This is a genomic window from Haloterrigena sp. H1 (genome assembly GCF_005938085.1).
GTDB lineage: Archaea > Halobacteriota > Halobacteria > Halobacteriales > Natrialbaceae > Natrinema.
Map to the genome: position 1 here is coordinate 1 of NZ_SMZK01000002.1, position 13250 is coordinate 13250.

General features: G+C 53.4%; 13 protein-coding genes. 6 read left to right on the top strand and 7 right to left on the bottom strand.

All coding sequences use genetic code 11. The annotated features are described in order from the left end of the window. Positions 1-843: 843 nt before the first annotated feature. The gene (locus E2L06_RS15295) at positions 844-1701 is read right to left on the bottom strand and encodes an IS5 family transposase (protein WP_394348734.1); all 858 of its coding nucleotides are present in this window, start codon (positions 1699-1701) and stop codon (positions 844-846) included. Positions 1702-2486: 785 nt separating this feature from the next. Between E2L06_RS15295 and E2L06_RS22015 the strand changes: the two genes are divergently transcribed. Beyond that, positions 2487-2624 (top strand): hypothetical protein, encoded by a 138-nt coding sequence (locus tag E2L06_RS22015; protein WP_171052402.1) that lies wholly within the window; start codon positions 2487-2489, stop codon positions 2622-2624. Positions 2625-2824: 200 nt separating this feature from the next. Here the strand turns inward: E2L06_RS22015 and E2L06_RS15305 are convergent, their stop codons facing one another. The 5 genes from E2L06_RS15305 to E2L06_RS15325 form a co-directional block, all read right to left on the bottom strand. Further along, positions 2825-3271 (bottom strand): peptidylprolyl isomerase, encoded by a 447-nt coding sequence (locus tag E2L06_RS15305; RefSeq protein WP_394348747.1) that lies wholly within the window; start codon positions 3269-3271, stop codon positions 2825-2827. Positions 3272-4066: 795 nt separating this feature from the next. Beyond that, entirely contained in the window at positions 4067-4339 is a 273-nt protein-coding gene (locus E2L06_RS15310) for a PadR family transcriptional regulator (RefSeq protein ID WP_138782579.1), read from the bottom strand. Positions 4340-4527: 188 nt separating this feature from the next. Further along, entirely contained in the window at positions 4528-4821 is a 294-nt protein-coding gene (locus tag E2L06_RS15315; protein WP_092936115.1) for a PadR family transcriptional regulator, read from the bottom strand. A 153-nt stretch (positions 4822-4974) separates the two neighbouring features. Further along, positions 4975-6104 (bottom strand): IS630 family transposase gene (locus E2L06_RS15320; protein ID WP_138778477.1). Its coding sequence is split into 2 segments (ribosomal slippage): positions 4975-5678 and positions 5678-6104, totalling 1131 coding nucleotides; the frame shifts between segments, so codons are not numbered across the junction. A 69-nt stretch (positions 6105-6173) separates the two neighbouring features. Then, a protein-coding gene (locus tag E2L06_RS15325) for an IS630 family transposase (RefSeq protein WP_212750783.1) occupies positions 6174-7303 on the bottom strand; the annotation gives its coding sequence in 2 pieces (ribosomal slippage) (positions 6174-6868 and positions 6868-7303; 1131 coding nt in all). A 264-nt stretch (positions 7304-7567) separates the two neighbouring features. Between E2L06_RS15325 and E2L06_RS15330 the strand changes: the two genes are divergently transcribed. From E2L06_RS15330 to E2L06_RS15345, 4 genes are all read left to right on the top strand, one after another. Next, positions 7568-7816 carry a hypothetical protein gene (locus tag E2L06_RS15330; protein WP_138782580.1) on the top strand — a complete coding sequence of 83 codons (249 nt, stop codon included), beginning with the start codon at positions 7568-7570 and terminating at the stop codon, positions 7814-7816. A gap of 163 nt (positions 7817-7979) precedes the next feature. Then, positions 7980-8333 (top strand): hypothetical protein, encoded by a 354-nt coding sequence (locus E2L06_RS15335; protein WP_138782581.1) that lies wholly within the window; start codon positions 7980-7982, stop codon positions 8331-8333. A 392-nt stretch (positions 8334-8725) separates the two neighbouring features. Continuing rightward, on the top strand, positions 8726-9730 hold the full coding sequence (locus tag E2L06_RS15340) for a Cdc6/Cdc18 family protein (RefSeq protein WP_138782582.1): 1005 nt from the start codon (positions 8726-8728) through the stop codon (positions 9728-9730). A gap of 93 nt (positions 9731-9823) precedes the next feature. Then, positions 9824-10045, top strand: a complete 222-nt coding sequence (locus E2L06_RS15345) for a hypothetical protein (protein WP_138782583.1) — start codon at positions 9824-9826, stop codon at positions 10043-10045. 400 nt (positions 10046-10445) lie between these two features. On the opposite strand, the gene E2L06_RS15350 is transcribed toward E2L06_RS15345, so the two are convergent. Beyond that, positions 10446-11177: a winged helix-turn-helix domain-containing protein gene (locus E2L06_RS15350; RefSeq protein WP_138782584.1), complete on the bottom strand. Its 732-nt coding sequence runs from the start codon at positions 11175-11177 to the stop codon at positions 10446-10448. A 255-nt stretch (positions 11178-11432) separates the two neighbouring features. Between E2L06_RS15350 and E2L06_RS15355 the strand changes: the two genes are divergently transcribed. Then, positions 11433-13208: a transposase gene (locus E2L06_RS15355; RefSeq protein WP_138782585.1), complete on the top strand. Its 1776-nt coding sequence runs from the start codon at positions 11433-11435 to the stop codon at positions 13206-13208. Positions 13209-13250 lie beyond the last annotated feature (42 nt).

The window sequence follows — 13250 nt, forward strand, 5'->3', positions numbered from 1 at the left end:
GCGGTTTTCCGACGACACCGACCGACTAGATCTATCTGCGCGCTCGCGCTCGCGCCTTCGTGAGCGCCCATTTGGGCGCGAGCGAGAGCGCGCCTGAATGAGGTGCTCCAACCAGCACCGCGCGGCGTCCTGCCCGAAGCGAGCGACCAGCTTTAAGCCGTTTCTCGTGTCCGGCCCGGACTGCGGGTTCGTGTCCAGCGCGACTGTCGTCGAGAACGCGCGCTGCGATGTGGCGCGCGACAGCGCAGGCGGCACCAAGCGCTGGAACGCGAAAGCCCGCGAGGGGCGCAACCGAAAACGCGCTTAATGCTGGCGTCGAGACCAGATTCATTTTAGCCCGGAACGGTGAGCGATGCCAGGAGCGAACCGCAGCCCGGAATGGTCGGTCGCGAGCGACGCGGAGGGCAGCACGCGGCGAGCGGGGCGGGCCGATACTCGCAAACGAGCAACCAACGCAACAGCATCCCGATCAGTCTACGTGGGCGGGTCTGAAAGGGGCTGGTGCGCTCGAGGAACCCCGCCGACGCAAGCACTGCAACCTGTGAGGAGCGCAGCGAGGTCTTCGCGAGTAAAACGAGCGAAGGGCAGCGAGACGCGTGCGTCTCGCCAGGCGCGGGACTCGAGCGTGACAGGGGCTTTCATCCTATTATCGAAAGTGATGATTGCAATTCACTCGCCGAGTGCTACTTCATCACCAGGGTGTCATAGAACAGTTCTCATACCCATCATTAGACACCTCGGCAAATGGTAAGTACAGGGGAAGCAGTTACCGGAGTCGCTGCTCACTTCTCGGATAGGCGTCGGAAACAAACTGCTGAATATAGAGGGTATATTCGGCCGTGTTTAATCGCATGAGGGGAGCGGAATTTCCTGTTTTGCGGCCTTCTTGATGTTGTAAACCGCACACATCAGCGCGATCTCACGAAATTCTCGGTACCAGGTTCGCGCTCGCAGGGCGACGCCCAGCGAGCGCTTGACAGAAGAGAAGACGGTTTCTGACATTGCCCGTTGGCCGTAGAGTTCGTCATCGATCCGCGCGTTGTGCGCGTGATCGTACGGTGCATGGACGCAGTGCTTGATCAACGGCCGAATGTCGAGCTCTCGGAGGTCTTCTCGAAGCCAGTTACAGTCATAGCCCTTGTCCGCCGTGAGGACGCGCAACTCGCCCGCGTGCTTGCGGGCGAGTTGCTCACAGATCTCTGCATCACTCCCTTCCCACGTCGTAGTACAGTGCAAATCGAGAATCGCTTGCGTCTCTGTATCGACGAGCTTCGTCACTTTCATCGTCTGAACGCGGTAGTTTGTCCGTCGGCAGTAGTGGCGACTTGCACGGGAGCGGTCGAAGTACGTTGCGTCGATCGCGCCGATCTCACCGGTCTCGTGCAGCTGCGCTGAATAGCGCAGCAGCACTCGGCACACACGCATTTCGAGCCTATCGAACGCTAGACATAGCGTGGATGGATGAGGGAGATCGGCCGGTTCAAGGCCGATCTCCCGGGTTATTCGTGGCATCTCCGTCAGTATGTCAATGGTCATCCGATAGGACGTCCCAAGGTAAATTCGCAAGCAGTGAAGCGGAATCATCGCATAATCGGCGAATCTGCCGCCACCTTCCGGGGCGGCGGATTCGTCCGTATCGTCAGCAACTCTTTTAGCAATCCAGACACAGCGTTCGGTGAAGCGGAAGATTTGGGTTGGCACAATTTCCGGTCTTCCGCTTCAACACAGTGATTCTAACGACTCAACTCGACGCCGTCTAGCGATTAAACAGAGCCGTATATTCAGTACACCATTCATCTGCTGTTCAACCATCGAGTAAGTGTTCAGTAGGACTACCGATTGTCCAACCAGTCAAGGAGGACAACTCATACTAGCTTGGCTGCTGGGCTGACCGAAACACAAAGAGCATTGTGAGCAGAAGGAAGGCTACTGGACCCCAAAATCCCAGACTGGTAAACAGCGAGATAGAGAGCATTTCAGGTGCCAAGAGAGCCATCCAGAGAGGAACTCCAATCAACAGGCCTGCGCCAGCAACAAGAAGGAACCGGAGAGACGAATCCATCTATACACATGTATAGATTCGGCCCGCTAATAATATTCATCCCCCAGCGTTAGCATTCTTTGCCTCATTCACATCGGTACACTCTCTTGACCGACTTGCGCTTTGTATCTTGCACGGCAGCAAGAACATCTATTGAAACTGGTAGAATGTCCAGCGGTCAATACGCACATCTACTTATTGGATGACTCACTCAAAGAGATTGAAACAAATTACTGTGACCCCTTCTATGACAGGCTCTCCGTCACGGGTTAGTGGAGAATGCGTCAAGTGTGGAATTGAGATGGTGTCGTACCTGCAGGCCTGTGCGGAACCGGGCGAGTACGTCTGACTGATGGGTTGAGCATGCGAGTATAGCCAGCCCACCGCCCCCAACTGGGATGATCGGTTGTTGTGGCTTGTGCGGTGCATGGCGACAACTTGGACAGTGAACTCCGCCGGCCGGACGGTGGTTGAGAAGTTCGGCGCGATCTTCAGTAGCGAGGCCGCAGAGAGAACAGAACTCTTCGAGGTGGTTGTCACACCCGACGAGTGGAATAGTAAATTGGTCAAGAAGCAGGAATGAGATGCTTTCTCTTCCCGGTGACTGTAGAGCAGACTCACAAGCAGTGCATTGAATTGATTGATCCCTATTGGGAGAATCTGCCGGTGACTGGAGAGTATTTCTCTTGTCCATAATCAAGGCACACTTCCGGTTGGTAGGCCAAGCCAGTAAGTTGCGGGAATGATGCTTATATCGCTCTGCTGGAAATGCCCCGCTCGAGGTCAGTTGACGTCGATGATTTCGACTTCGAACGTCAGCGTTTCGCCGGCGAGACGAGGGTTGAAATCCACTCGGACAACCTCCTCATCGACGTGGACAACCTCGCCTTGGCTGCCGTTCTGGGCCTCAAGATAGGAGCCCTCTTCAGGCGTCTGGCCGCCGAGCATCTCTCGGAGCTCCTCGGTTTCAAACTCCTGAATATTATCGTCGCTGGGCACACCGTAGGCCTTCTCCGGCGGGATCGTCAGGGTTTCAGTCTCCCCAGCCTCTAAGCCGATCAGTCCCTTCTCCATTCCCTCGATAACCTGCTCGTCACCGATATTAACCGTCAGCGGCGCGTACTCCCGGTCGGGCTGGGCCTCGGCGAGGCCCGTCTCCTTGGCGACGGACTTCCGGGAGGTATCGAACACTGTTCCATCGTCAAGTCGCCCTGTGTACTCAAGCGTCACAGAATCGCCAGTGTCTATCGTCATACAAGTAGAAAGTGTGCCACACGGAAAGTCTATTGCATCAAGAGATAGCAGTCACGCTCGTTCTGAGTAGGGTCCACCTCTCCTAAGAGGCACGGCGTCACCGACGTGTCCGCGAGGTTGCCCTCGCGCTCGAGCGCAACAAGCGTCTCGCAGTGCGGAGAGTAGTCTATTTTAGTGATCTATCCGTATACCACGGCTGCGAACTTATTCTACACTATTGCAGTGAGTGTCCATTTAGCGTTCTAAACTCGGCCTGATATAGGATACTCGTCCAGAAGTGATATCTTTCTTACCTCCTTTAATTACCTAAGGAGATGTGTAGACAGAACTATTTTGCTTGCTCCCCTCCTTTAGGACATGAATCCCCATCTCTCTTACCACGACAGCGATAGTCCAGAAGATCAGAAATCGATGCTGTTCTGCTGGGAGTGTGACTATGCAGACTCTGTTGAGGGTAATTGGGTTCTCCAGACTCAAGATAACTATATCCAGTATGTGTGTCCACAGTGTGATACCGTTCTTACTGAACGTCCATGTTCGACAAGTACCCCTGTCTTTCGCAGACGCCCATCTGAACACATGGTTACTGCGTGGCAACATTTATTCCAGGCATCGATAGAACTCTGGAACATGCCATTTGAGACTGAGGCAGTCATGACTACTACGCCAACAGATTCCCTCAGTTGTGGCTGATATAACTTCTCAGTCCACATCTTATAATTACTAGTTTAAGGAAACAAAGGAATGATCAAGGGCGATTCCGCTCTCAATTCAGTCAACGTACTGGGATTCCCACTCACGGCGATCCTCAATCGCTTGTTCTCCCTCGTCTGTAATCGCGTAATAGTTCGTTCGCCTGTCGAGTTGTCCTTTCTCGACAAGGCCCTTATTCACAATCGTATCGAGATTGGGATACAGTCGCCCGTGGTTGATCTCTGAACTGTAGTACTGCTCGATCTCGTCTTTGACATCCTGTCCGGATGGCCTGTCAGCGCCCGCGATCACGTACAGCAGATCTCGTTGGAATCCTGTGAGGACGTCCATGGGACAGCCATTCAGGCGAGGTGATATTTGTTATTCCACACGTACGTAGATGTAAGCTGATCCAACTAGTCGATTTTTATACCACTAACTGATTCTCTTTCCAGTCACGATATCCTGACACTGTGATCGTAATAGAACGACACTCGAGGGATCCGATCTAGCGCGCACGCTCAGCGGCCGAGCCCGTCTCACTCCGAATTCGAGAGAAGTTCACCGACGTACTGGTCTTCCCACTTGCGACGGTCCTCAAGTTCGCGTTGCCCACGCGCTGTGATCGTGTAGTAGTTCGTTCGTTTGTCGGCCTCGCCTTTCTCGACAAGCCCTTTGTCGACGACCTCGTCGAGATTCGGATACAGTCGTCCGTGGTGGACCTCGTTCTCGTAGTACTCCTCGAGTTCGTCTTTGATCGCGAGCCCATGTGGGTCGTTCTGGCCAGCAATCACGTACAAGATGTCACGTTGGAATGCAGTGAGATCGTACATATATGAATGTGAGTATATCGACTGATGAAGGTTCCGAGAGCAAGTGACTCCTTAGAAATTTCTCGTATGTTGAAGATGTGGGAACGACGAGACAGACTCGCGCACGGTCTGCGCCGAACAGGGGCCCAGGTACGGACGGGTTCTAGTGCTCTGTCAGGCGTCAATTGAAGGATATAGGCGTTTCAATTTGATGCGAGCATCGTCGGTCGTAAATCGCCAGTCAATATCCGTTTCACCGCTGTTTCGTTCCTTTTTCCATGCGGCGACCTCCTGACGGAGTGTCGCCGCATCGGGAATACGTCGGTCGAGACACTGCTGTTGCAGCGTATTGAACTCGATTTCCGCCATGTTGAGCCAACTGCCATGGACTGGCGTGAAGTGGAATTCGAGCTTGTCGAGTAACCGACGTGCTTCAGCCGGTTCGAAATATTCGTAGAAGGCAGCTGGGTTGTGCGTGTTGAGATTGTCCAGCACCACCCGGATGCAGTCCGCATCCGGGTAGTGCTGATCCACGAGATGCTGGATGAAATGCACCCAGTCTTCGGTGGTTCGTCGGTCTTTGACCCTTACCGCTCGCCAGCCGGCGAGCGGTTCGGAGGCCAGAAACAGGTTCTTGGTGCCGTTGCGCTCGTAGTGGTAATCCTCACGGGCAACCGTGCCCGGCTCTGCCGGGCGCGGTTGCTTGACGTGCTTGATCAACTGTGTCGGGTGCTCGTCGAAACAGACGAGAGGTCGGTCTGGATCGTATGGTTCGCGGTAGAGCGAGAGGATGTCCTCCATGTGATAGACGAACTCGGAGTCTTGACCCGGCGGAATCACCCACTGTTTGGATCGGTGAGGCTGGAGTTCGTTTTTTTGAGGACTTGACGAATGGTCTCGTGGGAGATCGACTCGTGGTCGATCTCCTCGAGGACAACGAGTTCGTCGGCAAGAAGCCGGAGCGACCACTGGGAGTAGCCTTCGGGCGGTTCGCTGGTCGCGAGGGCGATAAGGTGAGCTTCGTCCTCACCGTCGAGTTTGCGTTCGTAGGTGCGGTCAGGATCCTTGCGTTCGATGGCTTCGAGCCGGTCACGTTCGTGGAACTTCTTCCGTGTTCGCCACGGAGTACTCGGGCTACAGCCGAGTGACTCGGCGATCGCCGAGTCACTCTTACCGTCGTCGGCTTGGAGGAGGATACGTGCGCGAGTAATCTTCTGCGCCCGGTGGACGCCGTGCGATGTAATGCTGTTCAGTGTATCTCGCTCTTCTTCGGTCAACTCGATTGGATACGTCGACTGGGTCATTGCCACCAACCTACTATCCACGACAATATGAGCCTTTCAACTCACGGCTGACAGTACACTAGTGCCGCTTCAATCGTGATTTGTTGGATATAGCTGGCGGAGTTTGATGCGTGCATCGTCGGTCGTGAACTGCCAGTCAATGTCAGAGTTATCGTCGTTTCTGGTACGTTCCCACGCAGCGACCTCCGCTCGGAGTGTCGCTGCGTCGGGAATGCGTCGGTCAAGACATTCTGTGGTGAGTGCGCTGAATTCGATTTCAGCCATGTTGAGCCAGCTGCCGTGCTCTGGTGTGAAGTGAAACTCCAGTTTTGACAGCAGTCGATTCGCCTCTGCTGGTGGTAGAAACTCGTAGAAAGCGTACCGTTGGTGTGACGAAAGATTATCCAGCACCACCCGGATGCGGACCGCATCCGGGTAGTGCTCATCAACGAGTGACCGCATCTGCTCGACGAACTCCTGCTTGCGCCGGCGCTTCGTCACATCGACGTGGCGCCATCCCGTGAGTGGCTCACTCATCATGAACAGATTCCGTGTTCCGTTGCGTTCGTAGGTGTAGTCGTATCGAGCGACCGCTCCCGGACGCGCCGGGAGCGGGTCGCGGACGTGTTTGTGGAGGTCCTTGTTGGATTCGTCAAAACAGATGACTGGCCGCTGTGGATCGTACGGTTCGTGGTAGAGGTCGAGGACGTCCTCCATTTTGCAGACGAATGAGGCATTCTCGTTGGGTTCGATCACCCATGATTTGGATCGGTGAGGGTGCAGTCGTGTTTTTTTAACACCTGCCGAACGGTCTCGTGAGAGATCGACTCAACGTCGATCTCGGTAAGTCCAACGAGATGCTCTGCAAGGAGGTGCAGTGACCAGCGGGAGTATCCTTCCGGTGGGTCACTGCACGCCAAAGCAATGAGATGAGCTTCCTCGCGTCCATCGAGCTTACGCTCGTAGACACGGTCGGCCTTGCGGCGATTGATCGCCGCGAGGCCGTCTTCGGTGTAGCGTTTGCGGTAACGGCCAACGGTACCAGGGTGACAGCCGACGGCTTGACTGACTTCGTCATCAGTCAAGCCGTCATCAGCGTGCAAGAGACACCGGGCACGTGTGAGAACACGCGTTTTGTGCGTTCCAGAGGCGAGCAATGCGTTCAGTTCGGCTCGTTCATCGGCAGACAGATCGACAACGTACTCCTGAGTTCGTGGCATGATGGGCTTCAGAATATTTCTGAATGGTACTAAGACGCGCGCTGAGTAGATAAATCTAGCAGCTCAGACCTGAAGCGGCACTAGTGAACTCGTCTCGCTCGCTGTAGATGCGAATGCCAAGATTGCTGAACGGGATTTACGTAGAGTGATTCCCATCAGCCGAGCCCATTGACAAATTACAATCTCTCGACAACTTATGTTTCAGGCGTTCCTACAGCCAGACTGCAAACAATGGCTAAACCACTTGGTTACGAACGCGGGTTAGTGAAGTACATCGTCAAGACACCGCTGACGCTCGTCGGGTTCGTTTCGATGTACATCTTCGGTGGAGGGTTGCTTTCCATCGCATCCGGACTCACACATCTTTTCACCAGCAAAAGTGTCTTTGAAGCGGTGATGGTCTACTTTCTCACTGAATATCTTCCTCCGACATCGATCGAAGACGTGATCGCTCAGGTAGTCATCGGGACTTTCACAGCTGGATTCCTTTGGTATTGGAAGACCGCGCTCTGAACTGGCTCCCCACCAGACGGGGTGAGATTACATGTGACGATTTGTTACGTGTATGATACCCAAAAGAAGTTTAGTAATGCATCTACTTCATATTTAGCACATGAACCGTCGTACATTTCTCGCCGCGTCCTGTTCCCCTTTCGTCGTATATACAGCAGGGTGTATGAATGAAGAACCAAAAGAAAATTCTGGAGAAAATGAATGTCCAGATGAATGGGGTGTTATAATATCCAATCTATCTGAACAGATGAAGGATTTGTCAGTGAAGATTACAGATAATGATGACACCGTTTTATTTTCAGACACTCTTGAATTAGAACCACATGAAGACACGTTTGACGGTGTTAAAGTCAATACAAAAATCTACCATGGTAATAAATACACATTTGAAGCAAGTCTCTCAAAAAATAATACATTAGTTACAGAAGAGATGGTTGATTGTGGGAACGCTCTTATTTATATCTCGGAGTCTGATGAGATAAAAATACGTATGGAGAATAATAGGGGAGATATGTAAAAGGGAGAGAATCGATGCATACACTATCTGCTCTCTTTGTCTCGAATCTGATACAACAATCCTAATGTATTTTAATAGGTTCCTTCGGTGGGGTATTTGCGACAATTGAACAGTCGTGGTACACTCACACTGAGTAATCCAACCGATTATTCGTAACGTGCCTGCCTTCTGAATTGGCTGAGAAATAAATTGCTGTGGCGTTGATTATTTCACCTGTACTTACCGCGAATCCCAAGATGAAACCTAAATAAATAAACCGTATTACCAACTACTGTGAAACAAACTAGCCTGATTTCAGCATCTATGTCGTAGCCCCCGACCATAGTTCCTATTTCGGAAGATTCGGAAACCACCCACTTCGATTTATTACCATAGACCTGTGTCGACGCGGTATGATTACAGACGCTCGGGTGCTTCAACCGGAGTTCATCCCGCAAGAGGTGAAACACCGGGACGCAGAGGTCAACCATCTCTCAAGCGTCCTGCGGCCGATCCTAGACGGACAATCAGCTGATCCAGTCTTCCTCTACGGTCCTTCCGGAGTCGGGAAAACCTGCATCGCTCAGTTCACAGTTGAACGACTCCGAGAGAACGTCGTCGATATCAACCACCAGTACGTGAACTGCTGGGAGAATCACAACCGGTTCAAAACGCTGTACAGCCTTCTCGACGGCATCAACCAAACCATCGACATCCATCGTCAATCTACCCCGAAAGATCTACTACTCGACCGTCTCCGCGACTACGATGGCCCACCATACGTCGTTATCCTTGATGAGGTGGACCAGTTAAAGGACAAGAGCCTCCTGTACGAATTATACCACATCCCTCGCATCACGATGATCCTCATTGCTAACAATGAAAAAGGCCTCTTTGCCGACGTGGACGACCGGCTGAATAGCCGTCTTAGTGTCTGTACCCGCATTCACTTCCACTCGTACACTCACGACGAGTTAGTCGCAATCCTGCACGATCGCGTCCAATGGGGACTCAAAGGCGAGGCAATCAACCAGCAGGGACTCAACGTGATTGCGAACAACGCGGCTGGCGATGCTCGCGTTGCAATCGGAATCCTCCGGAAAGCGGCTCGCACAGCTCAGGAGGAACAATTGGACAGTATCCCCGACCGTGTGATTCAGAAGGTTACTCCGGAAGCGAAATCGGAAATCAAGCAGAAAACAGTCGATCGACTCACAACCCACCAGCAAATTCTCTACAAGATCATCGCTGAGTACGGAGAAATCGCACCGAGTGACCTCTACGAGGAGTATTGTGATCACGTAAGTGAGCCGAAGACACGTCGGATGATGCGGAACTACTTAGCGAAGTTAGAACACTACAACCTCGTCGAGGGGAAAGGCAATACGAAGGCGCGGATCTACCGTTCGGTTGCTTGAACCTCTACAATGCCTGTTGATGACCAGTACGAGCTATCCGATTTCGGAAGCTACACGCGGCACTCTATTTAGCGCAGGGAAGTTGGCTTTTACGTGACCGAAGACAACTCAAACGAGAGGGAAGACAAAGTCGAATCCACCAGTGAGACGACGCCAGACACTGCTGGGACCAATAATATACAGGCGCTAGTTGAACAGATCTCGAATTTGCGATTCAACGCCTGGTACGATGAGCAACAGTTCGAGCAGAACATTCTAGAGGGACAGGCGTATTTCAACGGGCCATCACCGCCGAAAGTACGAGCAGACGGGTGAGCTACCGCCAGCGACACCAGAGCGGGAGTGGGAGTGTTCGTATTGCTCGTTCAAAGAACGGTGTGGGAAGGGCGACGCGCCGTTCTCAGACATCGGCTACGACGGTCTGTTGCCGCTATTTGATGGGTACGACCGGCAGAACGTAGAAGAATACCTGCAGGCACACGATGACCGTGACGCGCGTCTCACGCCTACCCTCGCGTACACCTCTCATAGTCTCGCAGAAACGTACGAAGTGTATGACTGGTCGTGCCCAAAGTGCAGTAAGACGTTCGAGTGGAGCGCCATTGAGTGGGACGGTGATACAGCTGACCCGCCATTCTGTCCATCGTGCGCTGCTGACGGCGACCTGTTCATACTTAGCGGTCCAGCGGCCGCCGACCAACTCTGATTCTTAAGCTTATTCTTCGTTGTGCTCACTGTCGCTTGATTCCTCGTCTGCCCCCATATCCGAAAACGTACCCTGACTCATGCTTTCCGGGTCAGGCTCTTTACCGTCGTCTAAGATCATGTCGGACGGGCGTCTGTGAAGCGCGCTACGCTCATCAGTTTCTCCGCCTTCTATCTCTTCTTCTTCACTGGATTGTCGTTCACTTGGCGGGTCAGGGTGGTCCAGCGATGAATCGTCTTGCTTACTGGTGATCTGTCCTTCACCGAAAGTGGAGTCACTGATGTCTGTGGATTCCGAAGATTCCATTTCCGAATCTTCCCCGTCATCCTGTGGGATCTCCCGTTTAGTGATCGTGCCTTCTTCGGCCTCGGGAAACTGCAGCAGTTGCGACGGATTGGTCTCAACCCATTCGGCAAAATCGTCCGTCTGTTCATCCAGAAGTTCCTGTAACGCCCGCATTTTCCGGTAGTTACTCACAATTCCCTGGCGAGCCATCTGGTCTGTCAGGAACTCCCCCATGTCCGTCAATTCATACACCTTCTTCGTTCCAACCTCGGCTTCTCCGAGATTGACTTCCAGCAATCCGAGTTCCGCTGCCTCATCCCGCCGCTCTGTAATCGTTGAGGACGTTATCTCGATTTGCGGTGCAAGTTCCGAATACGTCATTGGACGTTCATGAAGCATCGAGAGCATCCCTATCGCACCTTTTCGGCGTAGAAACTCCTGCACGGTGAGGCTCATCACTTACAGCTTCAGAATCAAGCCGTTTAGAATCCCGAGCCAACTCCAATTTGGAAGTAACCTAAATTCTCGCAATCCCAGAAAAATCGAACAACACGCCCTATACAGGCGTTTTTAACGCCTGACTCGGAAATCACACCCAGATGGATACACTCCAACTTCGAGTGGCATCCGGCAGGATGAGACCACGATTGCTACTCCAATCCGAGACGCGGCATCGCACGCAACCACGACTGTACAGGATGGTGACACTCGATGAGTGACACGCCTGATATTGATGACCTCGATCTGGACCGAGTTCTGAACCAGCTCTCGAAACAGGCCGACGATGTCCTCGAAGAAGGAACGGACTGGGCAGAGCTCGGGCAGCAAATCGACGTTCCGTCCACTTACCGGAATCAGGACCCGTACCCTGAGTGGCACGCTGAGGTAAACGACTTCGACCCGATGTTTCTCGCTGCCTTGTGGGCGAAAACCGAAAAGGAATCCATCACCGGCCTTTCCGACCGCCTCGAAGACAATCCGGAGATTGCTGAGGCATTCGGGTTCGACACAGACGAGATCCCGCACGGAGATACGTTCGCTCGTGCGTGGCGGAACCGCTTCGAAGATCTCCACACCACAATTGAGACGTCTGCTAAGACTATCGACGAAATCGCTACGGAACGCGGTAGTCCGATCGGCGGGCATACTGGACTACAACCCGATGAAACAAACGGCACATCGAAGCGAACAGAGCAACGACTCCTGCGGCAGAAGACGAAAGAAGTGCTGGACCAGATGGCTGACATCATTTTCCCGGCACTCAACCTTCCACGCCCGGAGAACGCGATCTATGATGAAGAGGACTTGCTGGAACTACTGACGGTGATGGGGATTAACAGTGAAGCTGCGAACAACGGCGCTGACATCAATGGAGACCGGCTCGCCGAGCAGAAGGACATCCATCCGACAGAGGATCCGTTCTACGAAGACGGAATGCGCGGCGAGACACTACTGAACGCCATTCACGAACTGGCCATTGAGGAAATCACCGATATGGTGAATGAAGCAGCTGGACGCGCGCTGACGCGCATCAAACCGTACGCCGATTTCCCGGAACCGGTGTTCCTCGCAATCGACATCACGTACATCGCCTACTATGGTGGGCGTGAGAAGATGGAGTGGGTATCGGGAACGCCGGATCACAAACAGTATGACTGGTGTCACAAGTTCGCCACGGCAACGCTCGTCGGTGACGGCGTCCACATGGTCGTCGGGATGATCCCCGTGGGAAACGCCGAGCGAACGGATAACGACGCGTATCCTGGCGAGGAGGAACAGTCATTCGTCCATGGCGATGTCGTCCGCAAGCTGATCGGAATCGTCTCAGACTACATCACACCACGGTGTGTCTACGCAGATCGGGCGTTCGCTACGGCCGATACTGTGAGTGCGTTCGAAGAGAACAACCTGCGGTACCTGATGCCTGCGCCACGAAACAAGCGGGCGAAGCGGTGGCTACGCCGGAACGTAGACATGGAGCGCGGCATCGTCGCCACTGAACAAGACTGGACGTTTCACGGGTCGGTGAAACACGGTGTCTCGAACGAACAGGTAACAACGAACCTCATCGGGCTACCCGGTGATCCTGATGAGCGGCAGTACGGGTACGGGGAAGAACCTGATGACGACGAGGAGATCGTTGATGAGGAAGACCAGACTGCGGTTCCATTCTACACGAACTTGCACGTCGATGACGAAACGGCATTAGATCGCCGGCAGACGAAGCGGCAGGTCGAGAAGTACAATCGTCGCGGTGGGATTGAGACGGCATTCAAGAAAATAAAAGAGTTCGCTGCATGGACGACATCGAAGGAATTCGAGGTTCGAAACTTCCATTTCGGGTTCGCCGTCTTGCTGTACAACGCGTGGCTGATGGTTGACTTCCTCGTCCAAGCTGGGCTGGATGTGGAATTTCGACCGAAACCTCGGATTACAGCGCAGCGGTTCATCGCGTACATCAGGCGGCGACTCAACCGGTTGATATAGTCGGCCTTCACTTCTGCGTTCGCTCCTTTTCCTGAGAGCCAT

Excerpts from the sequence above, each read along its gene's own strand:
- E2L06_RS15310 (WP_138782579.1), bottom strand. The coding sequence starts at position 4,339 with ATGGACGTCCTCACAGGATTCCAACGAGATCTGCTGTACGTGATCGCG.
- E2L06_RS15315 (WP_092936115.1), bottom strand. The coding sequence starts at position 4,821 with ATGTACGATCTCACTGCATTCCAACGTGACATCTTGTACGTGATTGCT.
- E2L06_RS15335 (WP_138782581.1), top strand. The coding sequence starts at position 7,980 with ATGAATGAAGAACCAAAAGAAAATTCTGGAGAAAATGAATGTCCAGAT.
- E2L06_RS15340 (WP_138782582.1), top strand. The coding sequence starts at position 8,726 with ATGATTACAGACGCTCGGGTGCTTCAACCGGAGTTCATCCCGCAAGAG.
- E2L06_RS15350 (WP_138782584.1), bottom strand. The coding sequence starts at position 11,177 with ATGAGCCTCACCGTGCAGGAGTTTCTACGCCGAAAAGGTGCGATAGGG.
- E2L06_RS15355 (WP_138782585.1), top strand. The coding sequence starts at position 11,433 with ATGAGTGACACGCCTGATATTGATGACCTCGATCTGGACCGAGTTCTG.